At 32.4% G+C, this 20,721-nt stretch carries 21 protein-coding genes, 3 tRNA genes, 1 rRNA gene, 1 pseudogene and 1 other annotated feature; of the genes and pseudogenes, 25 read left to right on the top strand and 1 reads right to left on the bottom strand.

Annotated elements, in window-relative coordinates; all coding sequences use genetic code 11:
* The 7 genes and pseudogenes from rrf to ACREVX_RS13330 form a co-directional block, all read left to right on the top strand.
* Positions 1-102 (top strand): 5S ribosomal RNA (gene rrf, locus ACREVX_RS13360); the annotation flags it as partial.
* Between the two features lie 5 nt (positions 103-107).
* A tRNA-Asn gene (locus ACREVX_RS13355) sits at positions 108-182 on the top strand.
* A 254-nt stretch (positions 183-436) separates the two neighbouring features.
* On the top strand, positions 437-673 hold the full coding sequence (locus ACREVX_RS13350; RefSeq protein WP_431544673.1) for a hypothetical protein: 237 nt from the start codon (positions 437-439) through the stop codon (positions 671-673).
* 320 nt (positions 674-993) lie between these two features.
* A complete protein-coding gene (locus tag ACREVX_RS13345; protein WP_431544672.1) occupies positions 994-2,235 on the top strand; it encodes an aminopeptidase P family protein in 1,242 nt (413 codons plus the stop codon).
* A 219-nt stretch (positions 2,236-2,454) separates the two neighbouring features.
* The gene (locus ACREVX_RS13340; protein ID WP_431544671.1) at positions 2,455-4,896 is read left to right on the top strand and encodes an ATP-dependent Clp protease ATP-binding subunit; all 2,442 of its coding nucleotides are present in this window, start codon (positions 2,455-2,457) and stop codon (positions 4,894-4,896) included.
* Between the two features lie 114 nt (positions 4,897-5,010).
* Positions 5,011-5,133 carry a hypothetical protein gene (locus ACREVX_RS13335; protein ID WP_431544680.1) on the top strand — a complete coding sequence of 41 codons (123 nt, stop codon included), beginning with the start codon at positions 5,011-5,013 and terminating at the stop codon, positions 5,131-5,133.
* Positions 5,099-5,446, top strand: a pseudogene (locus tag ACREVX_RS13330) (helix-hairpin-helix domain-containing protein); the annotation flags it as partial. The gene ACREVX_RS13335 and the pseudogene ACREVX_RS13330, both read left to right, overlap by 35 nt.
* Before the next feature lie 61 nt (positions 5,447-5,507).
* Here the strand turns inward: ACREVX_RS13330 and ACREVX_RS13325 are convergent.
* A complete protein-coding gene (locus ACREVX_RS13325; RefSeq protein WP_431544670.1) occupies positions 5,508-5,912 on the bottom strand; it encodes a nucleoside triphosphate pyrophosphohydrolase family protein in 405 nt (134 codons plus the stop codon).
* Positions 5,913-6,058: 146 nt separating this feature from the next.
* Here ACREVX_RS13325 and ACREVX_RS13320 point away from each other — a divergent pair, with 146 nt between their 5' ends.
* The 18 genes from ACREVX_RS13320 to rpoB all read left to right on the top strand — a co-directional run bounded on the left by ACREVX_RS13320 (position 6,059) and on the right by rpoB (position 20,704).
* On the top strand, positions 6,059-6,532 hold the full coding sequence (locus tag ACREVX_RS13320) for a CarD family transcriptional regulator (protein ID WP_431544669.1): 474 nt from the start codon (positions 6,059-6,061) through the stop codon (positions 6,530-6,532).
* Positions 6,533-6,648: 116 nt separating this feature from the next.
* Positions 6,649-7,752 carry a PIN/TRAM domain-containing protein gene (locus tag ACREVX_RS13315; RefSeq protein ID WP_431544668.1) on the top strand — a complete coding sequence of 368 codons (1,104 nt, stop codon included), beginning with the start codon at positions 6,649-6,651 and terminating at the stop codon, positions 7,750-7,752.
* A 25-nt stretch (positions 7,753-7,777) separates the two neighbouring features.
* Positions 7,778-8,473, top strand: coding sequence for a 2-C-methyl-D-erythritol 4-phosphate cytidylyltransferase (gene ispD / locus ACREVX_RS13310; protein ID WP_431544667.1), 696 nt, complete (start codon positions 7,778-7,780; stop codon positions 8,471-8,473).
* A gap of 109 nt (positions 8,474-8,582) precedes the next feature.
* Complete coding sequence (locus ACREVX_RS13305) at positions 8,583-9,002, top strand: Mini-ribonuclease 3 (protein WP_431544666.1); 420 nt, start codon at positions 8,583-8,585, stop codon at positions 9,000-9,002.
* Between the two features lie 593 nt (positions 9,003-9,595).
* Positions 9,596-10,336, top strand: coding sequence for a 23S rRNA (guanosine(2251)-2'-O)-methyltransferase RlmB (gene rlmB, locus ACREVX_RS13300; protein ID WP_431544679.1), 741 nt, complete (start codon positions 9,596-9,598; stop codon positions 10,334-10,336).
* An 8-nt stretch (positions 10,337-10,344) separates the two neighbouring features.
* Positions 10,345-10,854, top strand: coding sequence for an NYN domain-containing protein (locus tag ACREVX_RS13295; RefSeq protein WP_431544665.1), 510 nt, complete (start codon positions 10,345-10,347; stop codon positions 10,852-10,854).
* A gap of 99 nt (positions 10,855-10,953) precedes the next feature.
* Positions 10,954-11,571, top strand: coding sequence for an RNA polymerase sporulation sigma factor SigH (sigH, locus tag ACREVX_RS13290; RefSeq protein WP_431544678.1), 618 nt, complete (start codon positions 10,954-10,956; stop codon positions 11,569-11,571).
* Positions 11,572-11,641: 70 nt separating this feature from the next.
* Positions 11,642-11,716, top strand: a tRNA-Gly gene (locus ACREVX_RS13285).
* 9 nt (positions 11,717-11,725) lie between these two features.
* A tRNA-Thr gene (locus tag ACREVX_RS13280) sits at positions 11,726-11,801 on the top strand.
* Between the two features lie 83 nt (positions 11,802-11,884).
* A complete protein-coding gene (gene tuf, locus ACREVX_RS13275) occupies positions 11,885-13,078 on the top strand; it encodes an elongation factor Tu (protein WP_431544653.1) in 1,194 nt (397 codons plus the stop codon).
* 215 nt (positions 13,079-13,293) lie between these two features.
* Positions 13,294-13,443, top strand: coding sequence for a 50S ribosomal protein L33 (gene rpmG / locus ACREVX_RS13270; protein ID WP_071614647.1), 150 nt, complete (start codon positions 13,294-13,296; stop codon positions 13,441-13,443).
* Between the two features lie 37 nt (positions 13,444-13,480).
* A complete protein-coding gene (secE, locus tag ACREVX_RS13265) occupies positions 13,481-13,705 on the top strand; it encodes a preprotein translocase subunit SecE (RefSeq protein WP_431544677.1) in 225 nt (74 codons plus the stop codon).
* A 45-nt stretch (positions 13,706-13,750) separates the two neighbouring features.
* Positions 13,751-14,272, top strand: a complete 522-nt coding sequence (nusG, locus tag ACREVX_RS13260) for a transcription termination/antitermination protein NusG (protein ID WP_431544664.1) — start codon at positions 13,751-13,753, stop codon at positions 14,270-14,272.
* Positions 14,273-14,347: 75 nt separating this feature from the next.
* Positions 14,348-14,773, top strand: a complete 426-nt coding sequence (gene rplK / locus ACREVX_RS13255; RefSeq protein WP_431544663.1) for a 50S ribosomal protein L11 — start codon at positions 14,348-14,350, stop codon at positions 14,771-14,773.
* Positions 14,774-14,831: 58 nt separating this feature from the next.
* Positions 14,832-15,521, top strand: a complete 690-nt coding sequence (gene rplA / locus ACREVX_RS13250; protein WP_431544662.1) for a 50S ribosomal protein L1 — start codon at positions 14,832-14,834, stop codon at positions 15,519-15,521.
* 37 nt (positions 15,522-15,558) lie between these two features.
* Positions 15,559-15,695: a sequence feature (ribosomal protein L10 leader region), on the top strand.
* 35 nt (positions 15,696-15,730) lie between these two features.
* The gene (gene rplJ / locus ACREVX_RS13245; RefSeq protein ID WP_431544661.1) at positions 15,731-16,231 is read left to right on the top strand and encodes a 50S ribosomal protein L10; all 501 of its coding nucleotides are present in this window, start codon (positions 15,731-15,733) and stop codon (positions 16,229-16,231) included.
* Between the two features lie 137 nt (positions 16,232-16,368).
* Positions 16,369-16,728, top strand: coding sequence for a 50S ribosomal protein L7/L12 (rplL, locus tag ACREVX_RS13240; protein WP_431544660.1), 360 nt, complete (start codon positions 16,369-16,371; stop codon positions 16,726-16,728).
* A gap of 262 nt (positions 16,729-16,990) precedes the next feature.
* The gene (rpoB, locus tag ACREVX_RS13235) at positions 16,991-20,704 is read left to right on the top strand and encodes a DNA-directed RNA polymerase subunit beta (protein ID WP_431544659.1); all 3,714 of its coding nucleotides are present in this window, start codon (positions 16,991-16,993) and stop codon (positions 20,702-20,704) included.
* The last annotated feature ends 17 nt before the right edge of the window (positions 20,705-20,721 follow it).

The following is a 20,721-nucleotide window of genomic DNA, read 5'->3' as shown; positions in this document are numbered from 1 at the left end:
ATGAAGGTAACACCCGTTCCCATACCGAACACGAAGGTTAAGCTTCAATGCGCCGATGGTACTGCAGGGGTGACCTTGTGGAAGAGTAGGTTGTCGCCAGGTAATAATCCGCGATAGCTCAACGGTGGAGCACTCGGCTGTTAACCGATAGGTTGAAGGTTCAAATCCTTTTCGCGGAGCCATTTTATCTAAAAAAAGCTAATTATTAGCTTTTTTTATTTTATAGAAAATTATAAAATATTATTATAAAGAAATATTACATAGAAAGTATCAATAAGCAAATATTAATAATGTAAAATTATTAATATTTGCTTATTGATACTTTTTTTTTATATTTAGCACATGATTTTGGCAATATAAAATATTATGACAATACGCATAATTTATTTAAAATTACAAAAACTAATGATATATATAAAAAAAGGGGGAGAAATAAATGTCTGAATATAAATTAGACATTCCTGGAGATATCAATTTAAGTGATTACAGCAGTATTCATGATTATATGAGTCTAATTAAACAAAATGATAAATTTACAATTACTTCAAAAATGAAAGACCCTGAGGAAATGAGAATATTGTGTAAAATGTTAGAAAACAATGCTTTTGATGTTGTAACCCAAGGAGGTACGCAAGGTGGGCAATACTATATAACATCTCAAAAAAAAACATAAAGATCCATTAGGTATAAAACTAAAATGGATTCTATGTATAGGACCATTTATTAACAATATTGAAATGTTTTAATAAAACAAATGTTAGAGGCAAACCTTAAGCATTTGTTTTTTTGATTTTATTTTAAGTAAGTATTATCTTATGGATTGCTTTGAAAACACGTTAATTAACAGTAAGACGTCAAGGTCTCCATTTTAGAATTATTTTATATATAAGCATATAAGGCAATTGATTATTCTAAAAAATATTGAAATTATTTTAAGCGAGTGTTATGTTATAAAGATAAATAGAAAATATAAATACTTACAGGAGGATTGAAATGGAAAATACATTATTTTCTAAAAACAGAAAAAAATTATGGGATAAGTTAGAAGAAAAATCTATAACATTGATGTTTGCTGGTCAAGCTCCATATAAATCAGGCGATGAAACATATGAATTTACACCAAATAGAAATTTTTATTATTTAACAGGAATTAATAGAGAGAAAATGATTTTAATGTTAGTAAAGACAAATGGTAAAGTTGAAGAAACATTATTTATAGAGAAAAGTGATTCTATTATGGCCAGATGGGTAGGAGAAAAAATTAGTGAGATCGAGGCAAAAGAAATTTCAGGTATAGAAAACATTAAATTTCTAGAAAAATTTGAGGAAACCTTTGGATCAATTTTAGATAGAAACAAAATAGAAGATTTATATTTAGATCTTGAGAGGCAAGAATTTCATATATCAACAACTTCATCACAAAGATTTGCTAAGGCTGCAGTGGAAAGATACCCATATTTAATAGTAAAAAATATATATAATGAAATATCAGATCTTAGGGTTATTAAATCAGAAGAAGAAATTTCATTAATTAGGAAAGCCATTGATATAACGGATAGAGGTATAAAATCACTAATGAAAAATGCTAAAGTAGGTATGACAGAGTATCAATTAGAGGCATACTTTAATTTTATATTGAAAAGTAGTGGTGTAACAGATTATGCATTTAAAACTATAGCGGCTTCAGGTAAAAATGCTACTATACTTCATTATGTGGAAAACAAAAGTGAACTTGAAGACGGTAAATTAATTCTGTTTGATTTGGGAGCTCAATATAAATATTATAATGCGGATATAAGTCGTACATTTCCTATTAATGGAAAGTTTACTCAAAGACAAAAACAAGTATATAATGTAGTACTTAGAGCTCAAGAAGCGGTTGTAGCAATTGCAAAACCTGGTGTAATGTTCTCAGTTTTAAACGAAGCGGCTAAGAAGGCACTTGTGGCTGGTTGCAAGGAACTAGGCCTTATTAAAGAAGCTAGTGAACTACCTAAGTATTATTTTCATGGTGTAAGCCATTATTTGGGTCTAGATACCCATGATGTAGGAAGTAGAGATATTGAATTAAAAGCAGGGATGTTATTAACTAATGAGCCAGGACTATATATACAGGAAGAGAGTATTGGAATTAGAATAGAGGATGATATATTAATTACACAGAATGGATGCGAAAATCTTTCAAAACAAATTATTAAAACAGTGGAAGATATTGAAAGGTTTATGTCAAAGTAGATGTAATAGAAAGGCTTATCCTCTTAAAAAAAGGTGATAAGCCTTTCTATTTTATTACTAATTTTTTCTAACGAGTATGAAAAAGGAATTCCAAATAGAAAATATATGATGTTTTTTTATTAAATAATTACATAAGTCTATTATACTATGTAATTATTGCAAGGAAATTGGGTATAATTAAAATTATAAGCAAATTCATTGCAAGTGAGGTATTTAAATATGATGTTTAATAAATTTACAGAAAGAGCACAAAAGGTTTTGGTATATGCCCAAGAAGAGGCGCAACAATTAAAACATGGCTATGTTGGTACGGAGCATATACTTCTCGGAGTTTTAAGGGAACAAGATGGTTTATGTAAGAAATCATTAAATGATATGAGAGTTTCATCTGAGGCGGTAAAAAAATTAGTAGTGGAGTATGAGGGTGAAGGGGACGTAGAAATGCGTAGGAATGAGATTCCTCTAACGCCAAGGACAAAAAGATTACTAGAATTAAGTCTTTTAGAAGCAAGAAATTTAAATCATAACTATATTAGTCCTGAACATATTTTACTGGCATTAATTAAAGAATCAGAAGGTGTTGCATATACGATTTTAGATAACTTAGGAGTTGATTTTAATAAACTAAGAAATGATATATTAAACAATTGGTGCTCTGAGGATAATCCAAAAGGAAGCTCATCAGGAGAAAAACAAAAGCATGTTACAACTACATTAGATCATTTTGGTAAGGATTTAACTGAAATGGCTAGAGAAGGCAAACTTGACCCTGTTATAGGAAGAGATGATGAAACCCAAAGGCTTTTGGAAATTTTGTGTAGAAGAATGAAAAATAATCCATGCCTTATTGGGGAGCCGGGTGTAGGTAAAACTGCTATAGCAGAAGGTCTTGCACAAAGAATAGCATCAGGCAGTATTCCTGAGATTTTAAAGGATAAAAGAGTTATTACTTTAGATATATCGTCAATGGTTGCAGGTTCGAAATATAGAGGCGAGTTTGAAGAACGGCTTAAAAAGGTTATGAAAGAGATATTAGTAGCAGGCAATATTATTATATTTATAGATGAAATCCATACTATTATTGGAGCAGGAGGAGCTGAGGGGGCAATTGATGCATCTAATATATTAAAACCGGCGCTTGCTCGAGGGGAAATTCAATGTATAGGTGCAACGACTATAGATGAATATAGAAAGCATATTGAAAAGGACTCAGCACTTGAGAGAAGGTTCCAGCCTATAATTGTAGGAGAGCCAAGTAAACAGGAAGCTGTCGAAATATTAAAGGGATTAAGAGATAAGTACGAGGCACATCATAGAGTAAAGATTACTGACGGCGCTCTTGAGGCAGCTGTTAGTTTGTCACACAGATATATATCAGATAGATTTTTACCTGATAAAGCAATTGACCTTATAGATGAGGCTGGAGCAAAAGTAAGAATTCAGAATTTGACTGCTCCACCAAATTTAAAGAATTTAGAGGAAGAGTTAGATAAAATTTTAAAAGAAAAATCTGATGCTATATCAGTACAGGATTTTGAAAAGGCAGCTAAAACAAGAGATACTGAAAAACAATTAAAGGATAAGTTATATAATTTTAAAAATAATTGGATAACTCAAAATCAAGCGGAAAAACTAATAGTTACTGAAATTGAAATTGCTAATGTGGTATCAAGATGGATTCATATTCCTATAGAGAAATTGACGCAAAAAGAATCAGAGAGGTTATTAAAATTAGAAGATGTGCTCCATACGAGAGTAATAGGGCAGAGTGAGGCGGTCGTATCTATTTCAAAGGCTATAAGACGTGCAAGAGTAGGATTAAAGGATCCTGAAAGACCTATAGGATCATTTATATTTTTAGGACCAACAGGTGTTGGGAAAACGGAATTATCAAAAGCTTTAGCTGATGCTATGTTTGGTGATGAGAACAACATGATAAGAATAGATATGTCGGAATATATGGATAAACATACTGTTTCAAGGCTTATGGGTTCACCACCAGGATATGTAGGATTTGATGAAGGTGGTCAATTAACAGAAAAGGTGAGGAGAAATCCATATTCAGTTATACTTTTTGATGAAATTGAAAAAGCACATCCGGATGTAGTTAACATTTTGCTTCAAATATTAGAAGATGGGAGGCTAACAGATGGCAGAGGGAAAACAGTAGATTTTAAGAACACAGTAATCATAATGACATCTAATGTAGGTGCATCTACATTGAAAAAGCAAAAGTATTTAGGGTTTGACATAAAAGAAAATAATCTAAACTCAGAATATGATAAAATGAAAGAAAACATTATGGAAGAGTTAAAACTTTCATTTAGACCCGAATTCCTAAACAGAATAGATGATATTATTGTATTTCATTCACTAGATCACGATGATTTATATAAAATAGTCGAGATAATGCTTAGGTCGGTGACCAATCGCCTTAAAGAACTTGAAATTAATATTATTTTTGATGAGGATACTAAAAAACACTTGGCTAAATCGGGTTATAATACCATCTATGGAGCTAGGCCACTTAGACGAGAAATTACTAGACAAGTAGAGGATAAACTTTCTGAGGAGATACTTAATGGTAGGATTGTTAAAGGTGATAATGTAAGTGTTATTATGGAAAATAGTGAATTGCTCTTTAAGCCTTTGCATATTTAATGTTGTTTATATATATTAAAAAGTATATAATTGGGAAGAATAACTTTTTTTAAACCACTCTTGAGTGGTTTTTTAATTTATACAAAGAAAATTTAAAATTACAATAGTAGCGATTTGAAAAAGATATTGTATGCGAATACTCAACTTATTCCAAGTTCTACAATACCAACATTTGAAACTGGAACAAGGCATAGGACAGCTCAGAATCTTGCTCATAAGGAATTATTGTCAAAATGATATGAGTTATAGGCAGTTATATGGACAAATAGAAAATATGAGCTCAGAAGATCTATTAGATTTAGATTTTAGATCTAGAATTATTGGGTATATAGGGGTTCCTTTAGTTGACACTTTAATTTCTCCAAGAGGATATAGGATGCTAAATAAAATAGCTAGAATACCTGTAAATGTTATAGAAAATTTAGTTAAGCACTTTAAAAAACTTAAAGCTATAATGGAAGCATCATATAAACAACTTGACAGAGTAGAAGGTATTAGTGAAGCAAGAGCAAAAACAATTAAAAATAGATTAAGAAGGTTAAAGGAATAATTTATGCTAGATAAACAAATATAGCACAAAATGAGTTTTAACTTATTTTGTGCTACGTTTGCTACCTCATAGTATATTTACCTAAAGTGCTAATCTTGTTATATTCTTTTAAAAGAACATCATATAGATTTAAGTCTACAAGATTACATAAGGAAGCAATATAAAAAAGATTATTCCCCAGTTCTTTTTCTATAACTTCTCTACAGTTCTCGCAAAGGCTACCTTGCATATGATTATCAATTAAAGAACTTAGGGTGTCTAAATCCAAATCATCTATATTATCGGGATTATGCTGTTTTTTTGCTTCTACGTTAATGCATCCACAATTGGTAACAGATTTTGCAACAGCTCGATTGACTCTTGCCCCAGACTCTTGAAGTTTAGTAACTATATCTAAAATACTTCGATGCCTTATTAAGGATTCATCAACAGAGTTTTGAAAATTATCAAATATACAATCTTTCATTAAGTTCAACTCCTTATAAAGATTTATCTAACGATATTATCTTAATTATAGGTTTTATATTATGTTTTTGTCAATATATTAAGTACATATTTAACCCTATGAATATATAATAAATCAACAAGAGATTTATTGATAGGGGGAATGTTATGTTAAATATTGGCCAAAAAGTGTTTATAGCGGATTATGGTGCAGGTTATATACAGGATATAGATATGAGGGAATGGTCTAATATGTATTATAAATATGTAAATATATATCTTTTTTTGGATGATATGAACTTTATGATTCCAATAGATAAGATTGAAAATCATAGAATAAGATACATTTTAAGTAAAATAGAATTGGAATCAATTCTAAATACAATATCAAATCAGGCACAAGGGATAGAAAGTAATTGGAATAACAGATACAGGGGTAACAAGAAAAAAATACAAAGTGGAGATACTCTAAAAATGTGCGAGGTAATTAGGGATTTATATTATCTAAAGAGGCAAGATATGCTTCCACCAGGAGAGGAAAAGATTTTAGAAAGGGTAGAAGGAATGGTGGCTAGTGAAATAATGTTAGTGCTTGGGCTCAACATGGAGCAAGCATTATGTAAAATAAGAGATTTAGTTTAACAAATTGTTAATTGTGTTACAGATTTTATTGAAATACACAAGTTTATAGTATATATTAGATAATAGCGGGATATTAATTCAAATAAGTGTTAATAATTTAAAGGGAGGTGAAGTTTTTGCTAAAAAAAATTTTAAGAGGGTTGTTTACAATCATAGGACTAATTCTAGGATATTTAATAGGCGTAATGCTTCTAAGTACAAGTTATTTAAGTGAACTTGAGTATTTTAAAAATGGAGTTCAGGGAATAATATTCATTATTTTTTCTACTATAATTTTTGGGGTTATTTTATTTTTAGTATCTCCTGTAATAGTATCTTTTATTATGAAATTTATGGATTATGTGGAAAAAAGCACACAAAAAATGCCAACGGCTCAAATAATATTTGGAACAGGTGGAGCAATAATAGGCCTTGTCATTGCATCCTTATTTGCAGGACTATTTAAATATCAATCGCCTATATGGAATATTATTGCTGTCATTTTTACAGTTATAATGGCAGCATTAGGAGCAGATATTTGCGCTAGGAAAAGAGATGAAATATTAGCTTTTTTTACAACCACCAAAAAAAGCAATGGGTACAAGGATAAGAAAATAAAGGGTTTTACTAATGAAAACCCAAAGGTGCTAGATACATCAGTAATAATTGATGGTAGAATATTTGATATTTGTCAAACGGGTTTTGTTGAAGGGCCTTTAGTAATACCAACATTCGTATTAGAGGAACTTAGGCATATTGCTGATTCGTCAGATGGGCTTAAGAGAAATAGAGGAAGAAGAGGACTTGACATACTTAATAAAATTCAAAAGGAGCTTAATATTGAAGTTGAAATTTGGGAAAAGGATTTTCCAGAAATTGCAGAAGTGGATAGCAAACTATTGAAATTAGCTCAAGTTTTAAATGGTAAGGTAATTACAAATGATTTTAACCTTAATAAGGTAGCTGAGTTTCAAGGGGTTCCAGTTTTAAATATTAATGAACTCGCAAATGCAGTAAAACCAGTAGTTTTACCAGGAGAAGAAATGAAGATACAAGTGATGAAAGACGGAAAAGAATCAGGTCAAGGTATAGCGTATTTGGATGATGGAACAATGATCGTTGTTGAAGGTGGAAGACGATATATTGGTGAAAACATAGTTGTTATTGTAACGTCAGTACTACAGACTGCGGCGGGTAGGATGATTTTTGCTAAAAATAAGGATTCTTTATTGAAAAGTTAACCATATTGGGTAGATGGGGGTTTTTATGAGTAGAAACTGTGCCATAATTTTGGCGGCTGGCAAAGGAAGACGGATGGGTCAATCTATTAATAAACAATACTTACATATTGAGGGGTATCCAATTTTATACTATACTCTAAGAGCTTTTACGCAGTGTAATTGTATAGATGAAATTATTATAGTGGCGGCAGAAAGTGAAGTTGAATATTGTAGAGAAGAAATAGTTGAAAAATATAATTTTATAAAAGTTAAAGATGTAGTTATTGGTGGCAAGGAAAGACAACATTCTGTGCTTAATGGTCTAAAAGCTTTAAGAAATTGTGATATTGTACTTATTCATGATGGAGCTAGACCTTTTATAAATGAATCTATTATTGAAAATGCGGTAATTTATGCTGAGTTATATGGTGCAACTGCTTGTGGAGTGATTCCAAAAGATACTATTAAGATGAAAGACTCCTGCGGATTTTCTATGAAAGCACCCAGTAGAGAAATGTTTTTCTGTGTTCAAACACCCCAAGCTTTTAAGTATGAACTTATCTTAGATTGCCATGAAAGAATTAATAATGATGGTATTATGGTAACAGATGATACAATGGTAGTTGAAAAATACGGTAATAGGGTATACCTTTATGAAGGTAGCTACAATAACATAAAGGTTACAACACCTGAAGACTTAGATATAGGGCAACAAATATTAAAAAAAATTAGTATAATATAGTGTTACATTTGATAGGGCATCAATTAATAACTACAAATAGTAAAGCTCGCCCTAAAATAGGGTGAGTTTTATATTTTTTGTTATTCTGAGTGGAAGAAGGAGAGTAAATATGGAATTCAATATTTTAAAAGGCAAATTCACAATTCAACAAGTTAAACAATTAAATCCATTAGTACTTGCAATAGTGGGAGATGCAATTTATGAGGTGTTTATTAGAACATATCTTGTAGAAAAGAATAGGGATATGAATGCACATAAAATCCATGTTAAGGCAATTGAGTATGTAAAGGCACATGGTCAAAGTGAGTATATGAAGTTTCTTATAGAGGGGTTAGATCAAGAGGAACTTGGTATATTTAAAAGAGCCAGAAATGCGAAAAGTGGTACAACGCCTAAAAATGCCGATTTAAATGAATATAAGTGGGCGACGGGGTTTGAAGCTTTAATGGGTTTTTTGTATCTAAGTGAGAAAAATGAAAGGTTAAATGAGATCCTTGAGAAGATTGTAAATTTTAAATTAGAAGATTAGTAATTATACTTAGGGATAATTTCTGAGATATACATATATTTTAAAAAAATAGGGAATCAGTTGTTAAAGTTTGTTATAGTCAAGAGGTATATGAGAAATAATAGAAAAGTTAGAAGCTTAAAATAAGCAAGTTAATGGGTATTTTACGATATATTACAATAAGTTTATCTAATACATGGGCAAATGAATTAGATAAACAATATACATCTATGAATAATATAATCAGTATAAAAGGGATTTTACTCAAAAATAAATAAGATAATATAATTAGAGAATATAAAAGTTATTAAATATACAAAATAAGAGAGGTATTTAAAATGAGTGATAACAAAAAATATCAAGGAAATAAATCAAATAATAAATTTTATAGTAGTAGAGAAGATAAACCTTCTGGAGATTCTAAAAGAAATAGAACTGGTGATCATGGTGCGAAGTCAAGTAGAGAATTTACAAGAAATAAAGACGATAGTAGAGGGAATATTAGAAAAACTAAACAAGGAGAAGAAAATGTATCAGAAAATAGAAACTTTACTAGCAAAAAATCAGAAACAAATCCTAGAAATGGTAGACCTAAAGAAGAATTAGAACCTAAAATTGTGAGAGAAGATTTAATAGAAGGAAGAAATGCAGTTATAGAAGCACTAAAATCAGATAGAACTGTAGAATACATTCTTATTGCCAAAGGTGATTTGGTTGGATCTATAAGTGTAGTATTAGCATTAGCCAAAGAGAAAGGTATAGTTACAAAAGAGGTTGATAGAAGAAAGCTTGATCAAATGGCACAAACTTCATCACATCAAGGAGTAATTGCTATAGTAACTCCTTATAAATACTTTGAAATAAATGATATTTTTGAATATGCTAAGGAAAAAGGAGAAAAGCCTTTTGTGATTATATTAGATGAAATTGAAGATCCGCACAATTTTGGCTCAATTATAAGAACTGCAGAGGTATGTGGAGCCCACGGCATAATAATACCTAAGAGAAAAAACGTTGGAGCGACGCCGACGGTGTATAAAACATCAGCTGGTGCAATTGAACATATGAAAATAGTGAAGGTAACTAATATTAATGCAGCTATACAGGAATTGAAAGAACGTGGAGTATGGGTTTATGGCGCAGATATGGATGCACAAGATTATATTTTTAATACAGATTTAACTGGTTCTGTAGCCCTTGTTATTGGAAGTGAAGGCAGAGGGATTTCTAGACTTACAAAAGAAAAGTGTGATGTGCTTGTAAAAATACCAATGGTCGGTAAAATAACATCTTTAAATGCATCAGTTGCTGGTGGTATAATAATGTATGAAATTATGAAACAAAAAATAAGATGAGATAAAAGGTGAAAACAATTTTTGTTGATGGGTATAATGTTATAAATAGCTGGCCAAATCTTAAAAAGATAAAAGATTATAGTTACGAATCGTCTCGCACGCAACTTATTGATTCCCTTCAAAACTATACGGAGTTTAAAGGGTATAAAATGTTTATAGTTTTTGATGCACAATTGGTTAAAGGTAGCATTCAAAAAAAAGAAAAACAAGGAGATTTAATTATAGTTTTTACAAAAGAAGGCGAAACAGCTGATGATTACATTGAAAGAATGGTTAACAACATTGGACGAAAATCTGAAGTCTGCGTTGTTACATCAGACTCTCTTGAGCAGCAGGTTACATTTCAAAGAGGTGCCATTCGTATGTCTTCAATTGAATTTTATCACGAAGTAATTAGCACACAGAAAAAAATTCAAATAAACATTGAAAAAAATCATTTAGAAAAAAGAAATCGCTTAGAAGAGAGAATAGATGAAAAAACATTGGAAAAACTTGAAAAAATACGAAGGAGCTGTTGAATTCGCTTGACTATATAAATTGCTCTAAGGTATAATAATGTATATGTCACAGGGTTTGTGTGGAGGGGATATTTGTTGGAAAAAATCAATATAGGCAATATGGACAGTTCATGCTTTGAAGAAAAATTGGATGAAGAAGTAGTAATTGAAGCACAAAACAGTAATGTTCGTGCACAAGAATATTTAATTAACAAATACAAGAATTTTGTTAAGGCAAGGGCTAAGTCATATTTTTTGATTGGTGCTGATAAAGAAGATATTTATCAAGAAGGAATGATAGGTCTCTATAAGGGTATTAGAGACTTTAAGGCTGACAGATTGTCTTCTTTTAGGGCTTTTGCAGAAATTTGTGTTACGAGGCAGATAATTACAGCGATAAAAACAGCCACTCGCCAAAAACATATTCCCCTTAATACATATATATCTTTAAATAAACCAATATATGACGAGGACTCAGATAGAACATTGCTAGATGTACTATCAGGTTCTAAAATTACTGACCCAGAAGAATTAGTAATAAGTCGAGAAGAAGTAATTAGCATCCAAAACGAAATTGGCCAAGTTTTATCAGAACTTGAGATGGAAGTACTTATGTCATACTTAGATGGTAAATCTTATCAAGAGATTGCTTGCGATTTAGATAGGCATTCAAAGTCAATTGACAATGCTCTTCAGAGAGTAAAAAGAAAATTAGAGAAATGTCTAAGTAAAAGGTAAAAATGTATTGACAAAAAAAACAAACAATAGTAACATTAATAACTGGTGTATAGCTTTAAGTTGTACGTCGGCGGGAGTAGCTCAGTGGTAGAGCACCAGCTTCCCAAGCTGGGTGTCGCGGGTTCGAGACCCGTTTCCCGCTCCAAAATTAAATGCCCATATAGCTCAGTCGGTAGAGCGTCACCTTGGTAAGGTGGAGGTCACCGGTTCAATCCCGGTTATGGGCTCCATAGCTATTAAGGTCGTACAGAGTACACTAGGATGAGTTTACGAACGCGAAAGTGTTATTATCTAAATTAAGGAGGAACATAAAATGGCAAAGGTAAAATTTGAAAGAAACAAGCCACATGTAAACATTGGAACAGTAGGACACGTGGATCATGGCAAGACTACATTAACAGCTGCAATAACAGCAGTACTCGCAACTAAGGGTTTAGCACAGGCATCAAAATTTGACATGATTGATAAGGCACCAGAGGAAAGAGAAAGAGGAATTACAATTAACACAGCACATGTTGAGTATGAAACAGAAAACAGACATTATGCACATGTTGATTGTCCAGGACATGCAGATTATGTAAAGAACATGATTACAGGAGCAGCACAAATGGATGGAGCAATCCTAGTTGTTAGTGCAGCAGATGGTCCAATGCCTCAAACAAGAGAGCATATATTACTTGCAAGCAGAGTTGGAGTAGGTTACATTGTAGTATTCTTAAACAAAGCTGATATGGTAGATGATCCAGAATTATTAGAACTAGTTGAAATGGAAGTAAGAGAATTATTAAGTGAGTATGACTTCCCAGGAGATGATATTCCAGTAATAATAGGATCAGCATTAAAAGCATTAGAAAACCCAACAGATGAAGAAGCATCAAAATGTATATATGAATTGATGGAAGCAGTAGATGCGTATATTCCAACACCAGAAAGAGCGACAGACAAACCATTCTTAATGCCAATAGAAGATGTATTCACAATTACAGGTAGAGGAACAGTTGCAACAGGAAGAGTTGAAACTGGAATACTTAAAGTTGGAGAAGAAGTTGAAATTGTTGGATTAAGCGAAGATAAAAGAAAAGTTGTATGTACAGGAGTTGAAATGTTCAGAAAACTTCTAGATCAAGCAATGGCAGGAGATAATATTGGAGCATTATTAAGAGGAGTACAAAGAGCTGATATTCAAAGAGGTCAAGTACTTTCAAAACCCGGTTCAATACATCCACATGCTAAATTTGTAGGTCAAGTATATGTTCTTAAAAAAGAAGAAGGCGGAAGACATACACCATTCTTCGATGGATATAGACCACAATTTTATTTCAGAACAACTGATGTAACAGGATCAATAAAATTACCAGACGGAATGGAAATGGTAATGCCAGGAGATCACATAGACATGAATGTTGAATTAATCACTCAAGTAGCAATGGATGAGGGATTAAGATTTGCAATCAGAGAAGGTGGAAGAACAGTAGGTTCAGGAGTTGTTACTTCAATAGTTAAATAGTACAAATAAGAAACTTAGAATAAAACATAAAATACATATGATCATGTATAAGTAAAATGAGTTATTAATTAAATGAAACGTCTTTGACTAATTCATTGACATATGTATTAAATTGTGATAAATTGTTTAAGTAAAACAAAAAAATGCTAAAGATGGTTTAGTGCTTAATAAGCATGAGCTTTCTTAAATAAATGTAAAACCGGGAGGTGTAGATTGTGAGAGTAAAAGTAACTTTAGCTTGCAATGATTGCAAACAAAGAAATTACAATACAATGAAAAACAAAAAAAATAACCCAGACAGAATAGAAATGAAAAAATACTGTAAGTTCTGCCACAAACATACACTTCATAAAGAAACAAAATAATACAGCATAAACACAAAACGGTGGGGATGTGAATAAAATGGCTGTCACTGGGAATGTTAAAGAAAAGAAAAAATTAAACCAAAAAGGTATAGTGAAATTTTTCAGGGAACTTAAGGCAGAAGCGAAAAGAATAACGTGGTCTTCAAAGCAAGATGTTAAAAAGGCAACTTTGGCAGTGGCAACTTTTTCTTTCCTTTTTGTAATCTTTGTAGGTTTGTTGGATTATGGGTTTAATAACCTCTATAAACTAATCTTTAAATAAGGTAAAGGAAGGAGGTAGAGGGCGGAGAACTCCACCCCTTGAGCTATGGCAGATAAAGCTAAATGGTATGTCGTACATACATATTCTGGTTACGAGAATAAAGTTAAAGTCAACCTAGAAAAAGCGATTGAAAATAGAAACCTTGAAGAATATGTACATGACATTCAAGTTCCTATGGAAGAAGTTGTTGAAGTAAAGGATGGAAAACAGAAAATAACTTTTAAAAAAGTATTTCCAGGTTATGTTATGGTTAAAATGCTTATGACAGATGAATCTTGGTATATAGTTAGAAATACCAGAGGTGTAACTGGGTTCGTAGGACCAGGTTCTAAACCAGTTGCTCTTACTGAAGAAGAAGTTAGAACTATGGGAATAGCAGAAAAATCTATAGTTGTTGACTATATAATAGGTGAGAACATACAGGTAACATTTGGACCACTAGAAGGATTTGTTGCTTTAATACAAGAAATTCATTTGGAAAAGCAAAAAGTAAAAGCACTTATAAATATGTTTGGCAGGGAAACACCTGTTGAACTAGAATTCAATCAGATACAAAAATTAGACTAGGTACTAATAAGGCGAAAGTTTTATTAAGTGGGAGGATTTTAAATCCGATTACCACAATATAGGAGGTATAAATTCATGGCTAAGAAAATAACAGGGATGATAAAACTTCAACTTCCTGCAGGGAAAGCTACTCCGGCACCACCAGTTGGACCAGCACTTGGACAACACGGTGTTAATATCATGGGATTTTGTAAAGAATTCAACGCAAAAACTGCTGATCAAGCAGGCATGATAATACCAGTAGTAATAACAGTATATCAAGATAGATCTTTTAGTTTTATACTTAAAACTCCACCAGCAGCTATATTATTAAAGAAAGCAGTTGGTTTAGAAAGTGGTTCTGGTGTTCCAAATAAAACTAAAATCGCTACAGTTTCTAAAGCTAAAGTAAGAGAGATAGCTGAACTTAAAATGCCAGACTTAAATGCAGCATCAATTGAAGCTGCTATGAGTATGATTGCTGGAACAGCAAGAAGTATGGGTATACTTGTAGAAGAATAAATTTTTAATAATTACGTGGGAGGTAAATACCGTTATTACCACGAAGGAGGATACTATTATGGGTAAAAATTACATAGAAAGCGCTAAGCTTATAGACAAAACCGCTTTATATACACCAACAGAAGCTATGGAAATTGTGGTGAAAACATCTAAGGCTAAATTTGATGAAACAATAGAGCTTGCTGTAAGCCTTGGAGTTGATCCAAGACATGCAGACCAACAAGTTAGAGGTGCAGTAGTACTTCCTCATGGAACAGGTAAAACAGTTAGAGTTTTAGTTTTTGCTAAAGGTGATAAAGCTAAAGAAGCAGAACTTGCAGGAGCAGACTTCGTTGGAAATGATGAATTAGTTGATAAGATTCAAAAAGAAAACTGGTTCGGATTTGATATAGTTGTTGCTACTCCAGATATGATGGGTGTTGTTGGTAAATTAGGTAGAGTGCTTGGACCTAAGGGATTAATGCCAAATCCAAAGTCAGGAACTGTTACATTTGATGTTACTAGAGCAATAAATGAGATTAAAGCTGGTAAAGTTGAATATAGAGTTGATAAAACTTCTATAATTCATGTACCACTTGGTAAGAGTTCTTTCGGAGCTGTTAAATTAATTGAAAACTTTCATGCTTTAATGGAAGCGGTAGTTAAGGCTAAACCAGCAGCAGCTAAAGGACAATATTTGAAATCAGTATCGGTTTCAAGTACAATGGGACCTGGAATAAAAGTTAATCAATCTAAAGTATTAGATTAGTATTGACAAACAGGTTTAGACATGTTATAGTGTTTAAAGTTAAATAAATAATATTCCGTAGATAGTAGGTGCGAAAGCGTAAAAGACAACATGCCTACCGAGGATTCCAATAAATGTACTTGCGTACAAATATTAGGTCTCTTCGTATCTGCGGAGAGATTTTAATTTTTTCATAAAGCAGTTAAAAACTGGTAGGAGGTGGATACACAGTGTTAAGCAAAAATAGACAATTAAAAGAAGTGAAAGTAGCAGAAATAAAAGAAAAATTAGCAAAAGCTAAAGGTGTAGTACTTAGCCAATATCAAGGTCTTAATGTAGAAGAAGATACAGTGCTAAGAAAAAACCTTAGAGAAGCTGGGGTAGAATATAAAGTTTACAAAAACACTTTAGTTATTCTAGCAGCTAGGGAACTAGGAATTGAAAATATAGTAACTTACTTACAAGGATCTATTTCATTAGCATTTGGATATGAAGATGCAACTGTTGCAGCTAGAGTTTTAAAGGAATTTGCAAAAACTAACAAAAAGCTAGAACTTAAAGCAGCTATAATCGAAGGCGAAATATTCGATAGCGCTCAGGTTAACGAGCTTGCATTAATACCATCAAGAGATGTACTTATTGCAAAATTACTTGGAAGCTTCAAAGCTCCATTATCAAATCTTGCATATTTATTGAATTCAATTAAAGAACAAAAAGAATCAGTAGAATAATATTTTTAATATTATTCTTGAATACATGATAGTTTTTTTAACTGATTTCAATCATTACTTTAGCAAAAGCAATAAAGCGAATGCAAAGGTAAATACAAAAAACATATATATGAAAAAAATTCGGAGGTGCATTTATAATGACAAGAGAAGAAATTATTCAAGCTATAAAAGATATGAGTGTTTTAGAATTAAATGAACTAGTAAAAACTTGCGAAGAGGAATTTGGCGTAAGTGCTTCAGCACCAGTTGCTGCTGCAGGAGCTGCTACAGCTGTCGCTGAAGAAAAAACTGAATTTGATGTAGTTTTAACTAGTGCAGGCCCTAACAAAATTAAAGTTATTAAAGTTGTTAGAGAATTAACTGGTCTAGGACTCAAAGAAGCTAAAGATATAGTTGATGGTGCTCCAAAAACTATTAAAGAAGCAGTTAGTAAAGATGATGCAGACGCATTCAAAGCTAAAATTGAAGAAGTTGGCGGCGGAGCAGAAGTAAAATAATTTTATTATAAAATGGGGTACTTTTACATAAGAGTGCCCTTTTTTAAGATTTATGTTGACATAGAATTATTATTATGATAATATAGCGTAATGCATTGAAAATTAGTAGTTTGCATATGAAAAAAATGAAATTACTGGTTAAAGTGAATTAAATTGACAAAAGTGGTTATAATAACATTAAGAATGTGTGAATCCAGAAGCATAATGTCCTAGGGGAAAGTGTGTTTTTGGTTATTTTAGTTTATGCAAGGGGTGAAAGCTGATGGTACATCCTGTCCAGTTAGGTAAAAGAACAAGAATGAGTTTTTCAAAAATAAGTGAAGTAACTGATATGCCAAATTTAATTGAAATACAGTTAGATTCATATGATTGGTTTTTGAAAGAAGGACTTCAAGAGGTTTTTGACGATATAAATCCTATTCAAGATTACACGGGAAATCTTGTTTTAGAATTCGTAGGATATAAACTTGATATCGATAATATCAAGTATACTGAAGAACAATGTAAAGAAAGAGATACAACTTACGCAGCACCACTTAAGGTTAAGGTTAGGTTGCGTAATAATGAAACTGGCGAAATCAAAGAGCAAGAAGTCTTTATGGGAGATTTCCCACTGATGACACCGCAAGGGACATTTGTTATTAATGGAGCAGAAAGAGTTATAGTAAGTCAATTGGTTAGATCACCAGGTGTTTACTACAATTATTCTGTTGATAAAACAGGTAAAAAACTTTACTCAGCTACTGTAATTCCGAACAGAGGAGCATGGCTTGAGTATGAAACAGATTCTAATGATATTGTGTATATTAGAATTGACAAAACAAGAAAATTACCTATAAGTGTATTGGCTAGAGCTATGATGGATAATGGTAGTGATTTAGACTTACATGAGTTATTGGGAGAAGAAGAAAGATTAAAAGCTACAATAGAAAAAGATAATACTAAAACAAGAGAAGAAGCTTTAATAGAAATATATAAGAGGTTAAGACCAGGCGAGCCACCTACAGTGGATAGTGCTGTATCTCTTATTGATTCATTATTCTTTGATGCAAAGAGGTATGATCTGTCAAGAGTTGGTAGATATAAGTTTAATAAAAAGTTATCAATTAATCATAGAATTGCAAACCAAATTGCTGCAGAGAACATTGTTAATCCTATTACAGGTGAAGTTATAGTTGAAAAAGATGAAAAGATAGACAGAGAAGTTGCTTTAGAGATTCAGAATTTAGGAATTAATGTGGTAGATCTTCAGGTAGAGGATAAGGTATTAAGAGTTATAGGAAATCATTTTGTCAACCTTAATAAGGTAGTTAATTTTGATGTATCTGATCTTAATATTCGAGAAATGGTTCATTACCCAACACTAAAAGAAATATTAGATAATAATACTGATGAAGAATCAATTAAAGAACAGATAAAAGCTAATAAAACTAGATTGATACCAAAACATATAATTAAAGATGATATGTATGCTACAGTGAGCTACGAGTTAGGACTAACTTACGATATCGGTTATATTGATGATATTGATCATTTGGGAAATAGAAGAATTAGGTCTGTAGGAGAACTTTTACAGAACCAATTCAGAATAGGGTTATCTAGAATGGAAAGAGTTGTAAAAGAAAGAATGACAATTCAAGACCAGGAAGGAATAACACCACAAGCACTTATAAACATAAGGCCAGTAGCTGCAGCTATAAAAGAATTTTTCGGAAGTTCTCAACTTTCTCAATTTATGGATCAAACAAATCCATTATCAGAACTTACAAACAAAAGAAGATTATCTGCACTAGGACCAGGTGGACTTTCAAGAGAGAGAGCTGGGTTTGAGGTTAGAGATGTTCATTACTCGCATTACGGCAGAATGTGTCCTATAGAGACTCCAGAAGGACCTAATATAGGACTTATTAACTCACTTGCAAGTTATGCTAAAGTTAATGAATATGGATTTATTGAAACACCATATAGAGTAATAAATAAAAAAACATCAGTGGTAACAGATGAAATTATTTACATGACTGCAGATGAAGAAGATGCATATCTTGTGGCACAAGCAAGTGAACCAATTAATGAAGATGGTATTTTTCTAGATAAAAAGATATCTGTAAGAGCTAAGCAAGAAGTACTAGTTGTTCCAAGTGAAGAAGTTGACCTTATGGATATATCCCCAAGGCAAATTGTTTCTGTTGCGACAGCTATGATTCCATTTCTTGAAAATGATGATGCCAGTCGTGCACTGATGGGTTCCAACATGCAACGTCAAGCAGTACCACTACTTAAATCACAAGCTCCAATTGTTGGTACAGGAATAGAATATAGAGCTGCAGTAGATTCTGGTGTTCTTCCAAAAGCTAAGAATGCAGGAGTAGTTGAGTATGTAAGTGCTAACGAAATTAAAGTAAGAAGAGAAACAGATAATGGATTAGATGTTTACAAAATCCTTAAGTTTAAAAGATCCAATCAAGGTACTTGTATAAATCAGAGACCTATAGTTAATAAAGGCGAAAAGGTTGAAATAAACACCGTACTTGCAGATGGACCTTCAACAGACCTTGGAGAAATAGCGTTAGGTAAGAATATCCGCATTGGTTTTGTGACTTGGGAAGGTTATAACTATGAGGATGCAATGCTAATATCTGAAGAACTTGTTCGCGATGATATATTCACTTCAGTTCATATTGAAGAGTATGAATCAGAAGCAAGAGATACCAAGCTTGGACCAGAAGAAATAACTAGAGACATCCCTAATGTTGGAGAAGATGCACTTAAAGACATAGATGAGGGTGGAATAATAAGAATTGGAGCTGAGATAAGATCTGGAGATATCCTAGTGGGCAAAGTAACTCCTAAGGGTGAAACGGAACTTACCGCAGAGGAAAGATTATTAAGAGCAATATTTGGTGAAAAGGCAAGAGAGGTTAGAGACACTTCACTTAGGGTACCACATGGCGAGGCTGGAATAATAGTTGACGTTAAAGTGTTCACTAGGGAAAATGGCGATGAACTTCCACCAGGTGTTAATGAACTAGTTAGATGTTATATAGCTCAAAAAAGAAAGATATCTGTCGGCGATAAAATGGCAGGAAGACATGGTAATAAGGGAGTTATATCAAGAGTATTACCAGTAGAAGATATGCCGTTTTTACCTGATGGAAGACCACTTCAAATATGCTTAAATCCACTAGGTGTTCCTTCTCGTATGAACATAGGTCAGGTATTAGAAGTTCATTTAGGATGGGCAGCTAGCGAACTTGGTTGGCATATTGCTACACCAGTATTTGATGGTGCGCTTGAGGAAGAAATTGAAGCGTGTTTAATTAAAGCAGGATATGATGCAGATGGGAAAACTGATCTATATGATGGAAGAACAGGGGAAGCATTAGACAGCAGGGTTACTGTTGGATATATGTATATCTTAAAGCTACATCATCTAGTTGATGATAAAATACATGCCAGATCAACAGGTCCATATTCTCTAGTAACTCAACAACCATTAGGTGGTAAAGCACAGTTTGGTGGTCAAAGATTCGGAGAGATGGAAGTTTGGGCACTAGAAGCATATGGTTCAGCCCACACATTGCAAGAGATTTTAACAGTTAAATCTGATGATGTTGTCGGTAGAGTTAAAACATATGAGGCAATTGTAAAAGGTGAGAATATTCCAGAACCAGGCGTGCCTGAGTCCTTCAAGGTTCTTATTAAGGAATTACAAGCATTATGTCTTAATGTTAAAGTTCTTACTGATGAGTTAGAAGAAATTAAACTTAAAGAGTCAGTTGATGATGAAATGGAAGAATTAAATTTAAATGTTAATATAGAAGGTTCAGAAGATGTAGCACCTGAATCGCCTACGGAAGAATACATTGAACTTATCGACGAAGATGAGGAAGTAGATGTTGAAATAAATTATGATGAGGTACCATTAGAAGATTTTGGTGAAGACTTAGAACTTAATGATTTTAATGACGAACATTAATATGAAGGGAGGCTGTA

Origin of the sequence: Clostridium sp. (genome assembly GCF_050717545.1) — a bacterium.
Lineage (GTDB): Bacteria > Bacillota > Clostridia > Clostridiales > Clostridiaceae > Clostridium_AD.
The sequence above is the reverse complement of the archived record's forward strand: the minus strand, read 5'-3'. Positions and strand labels throughout refer to the sequence as shown.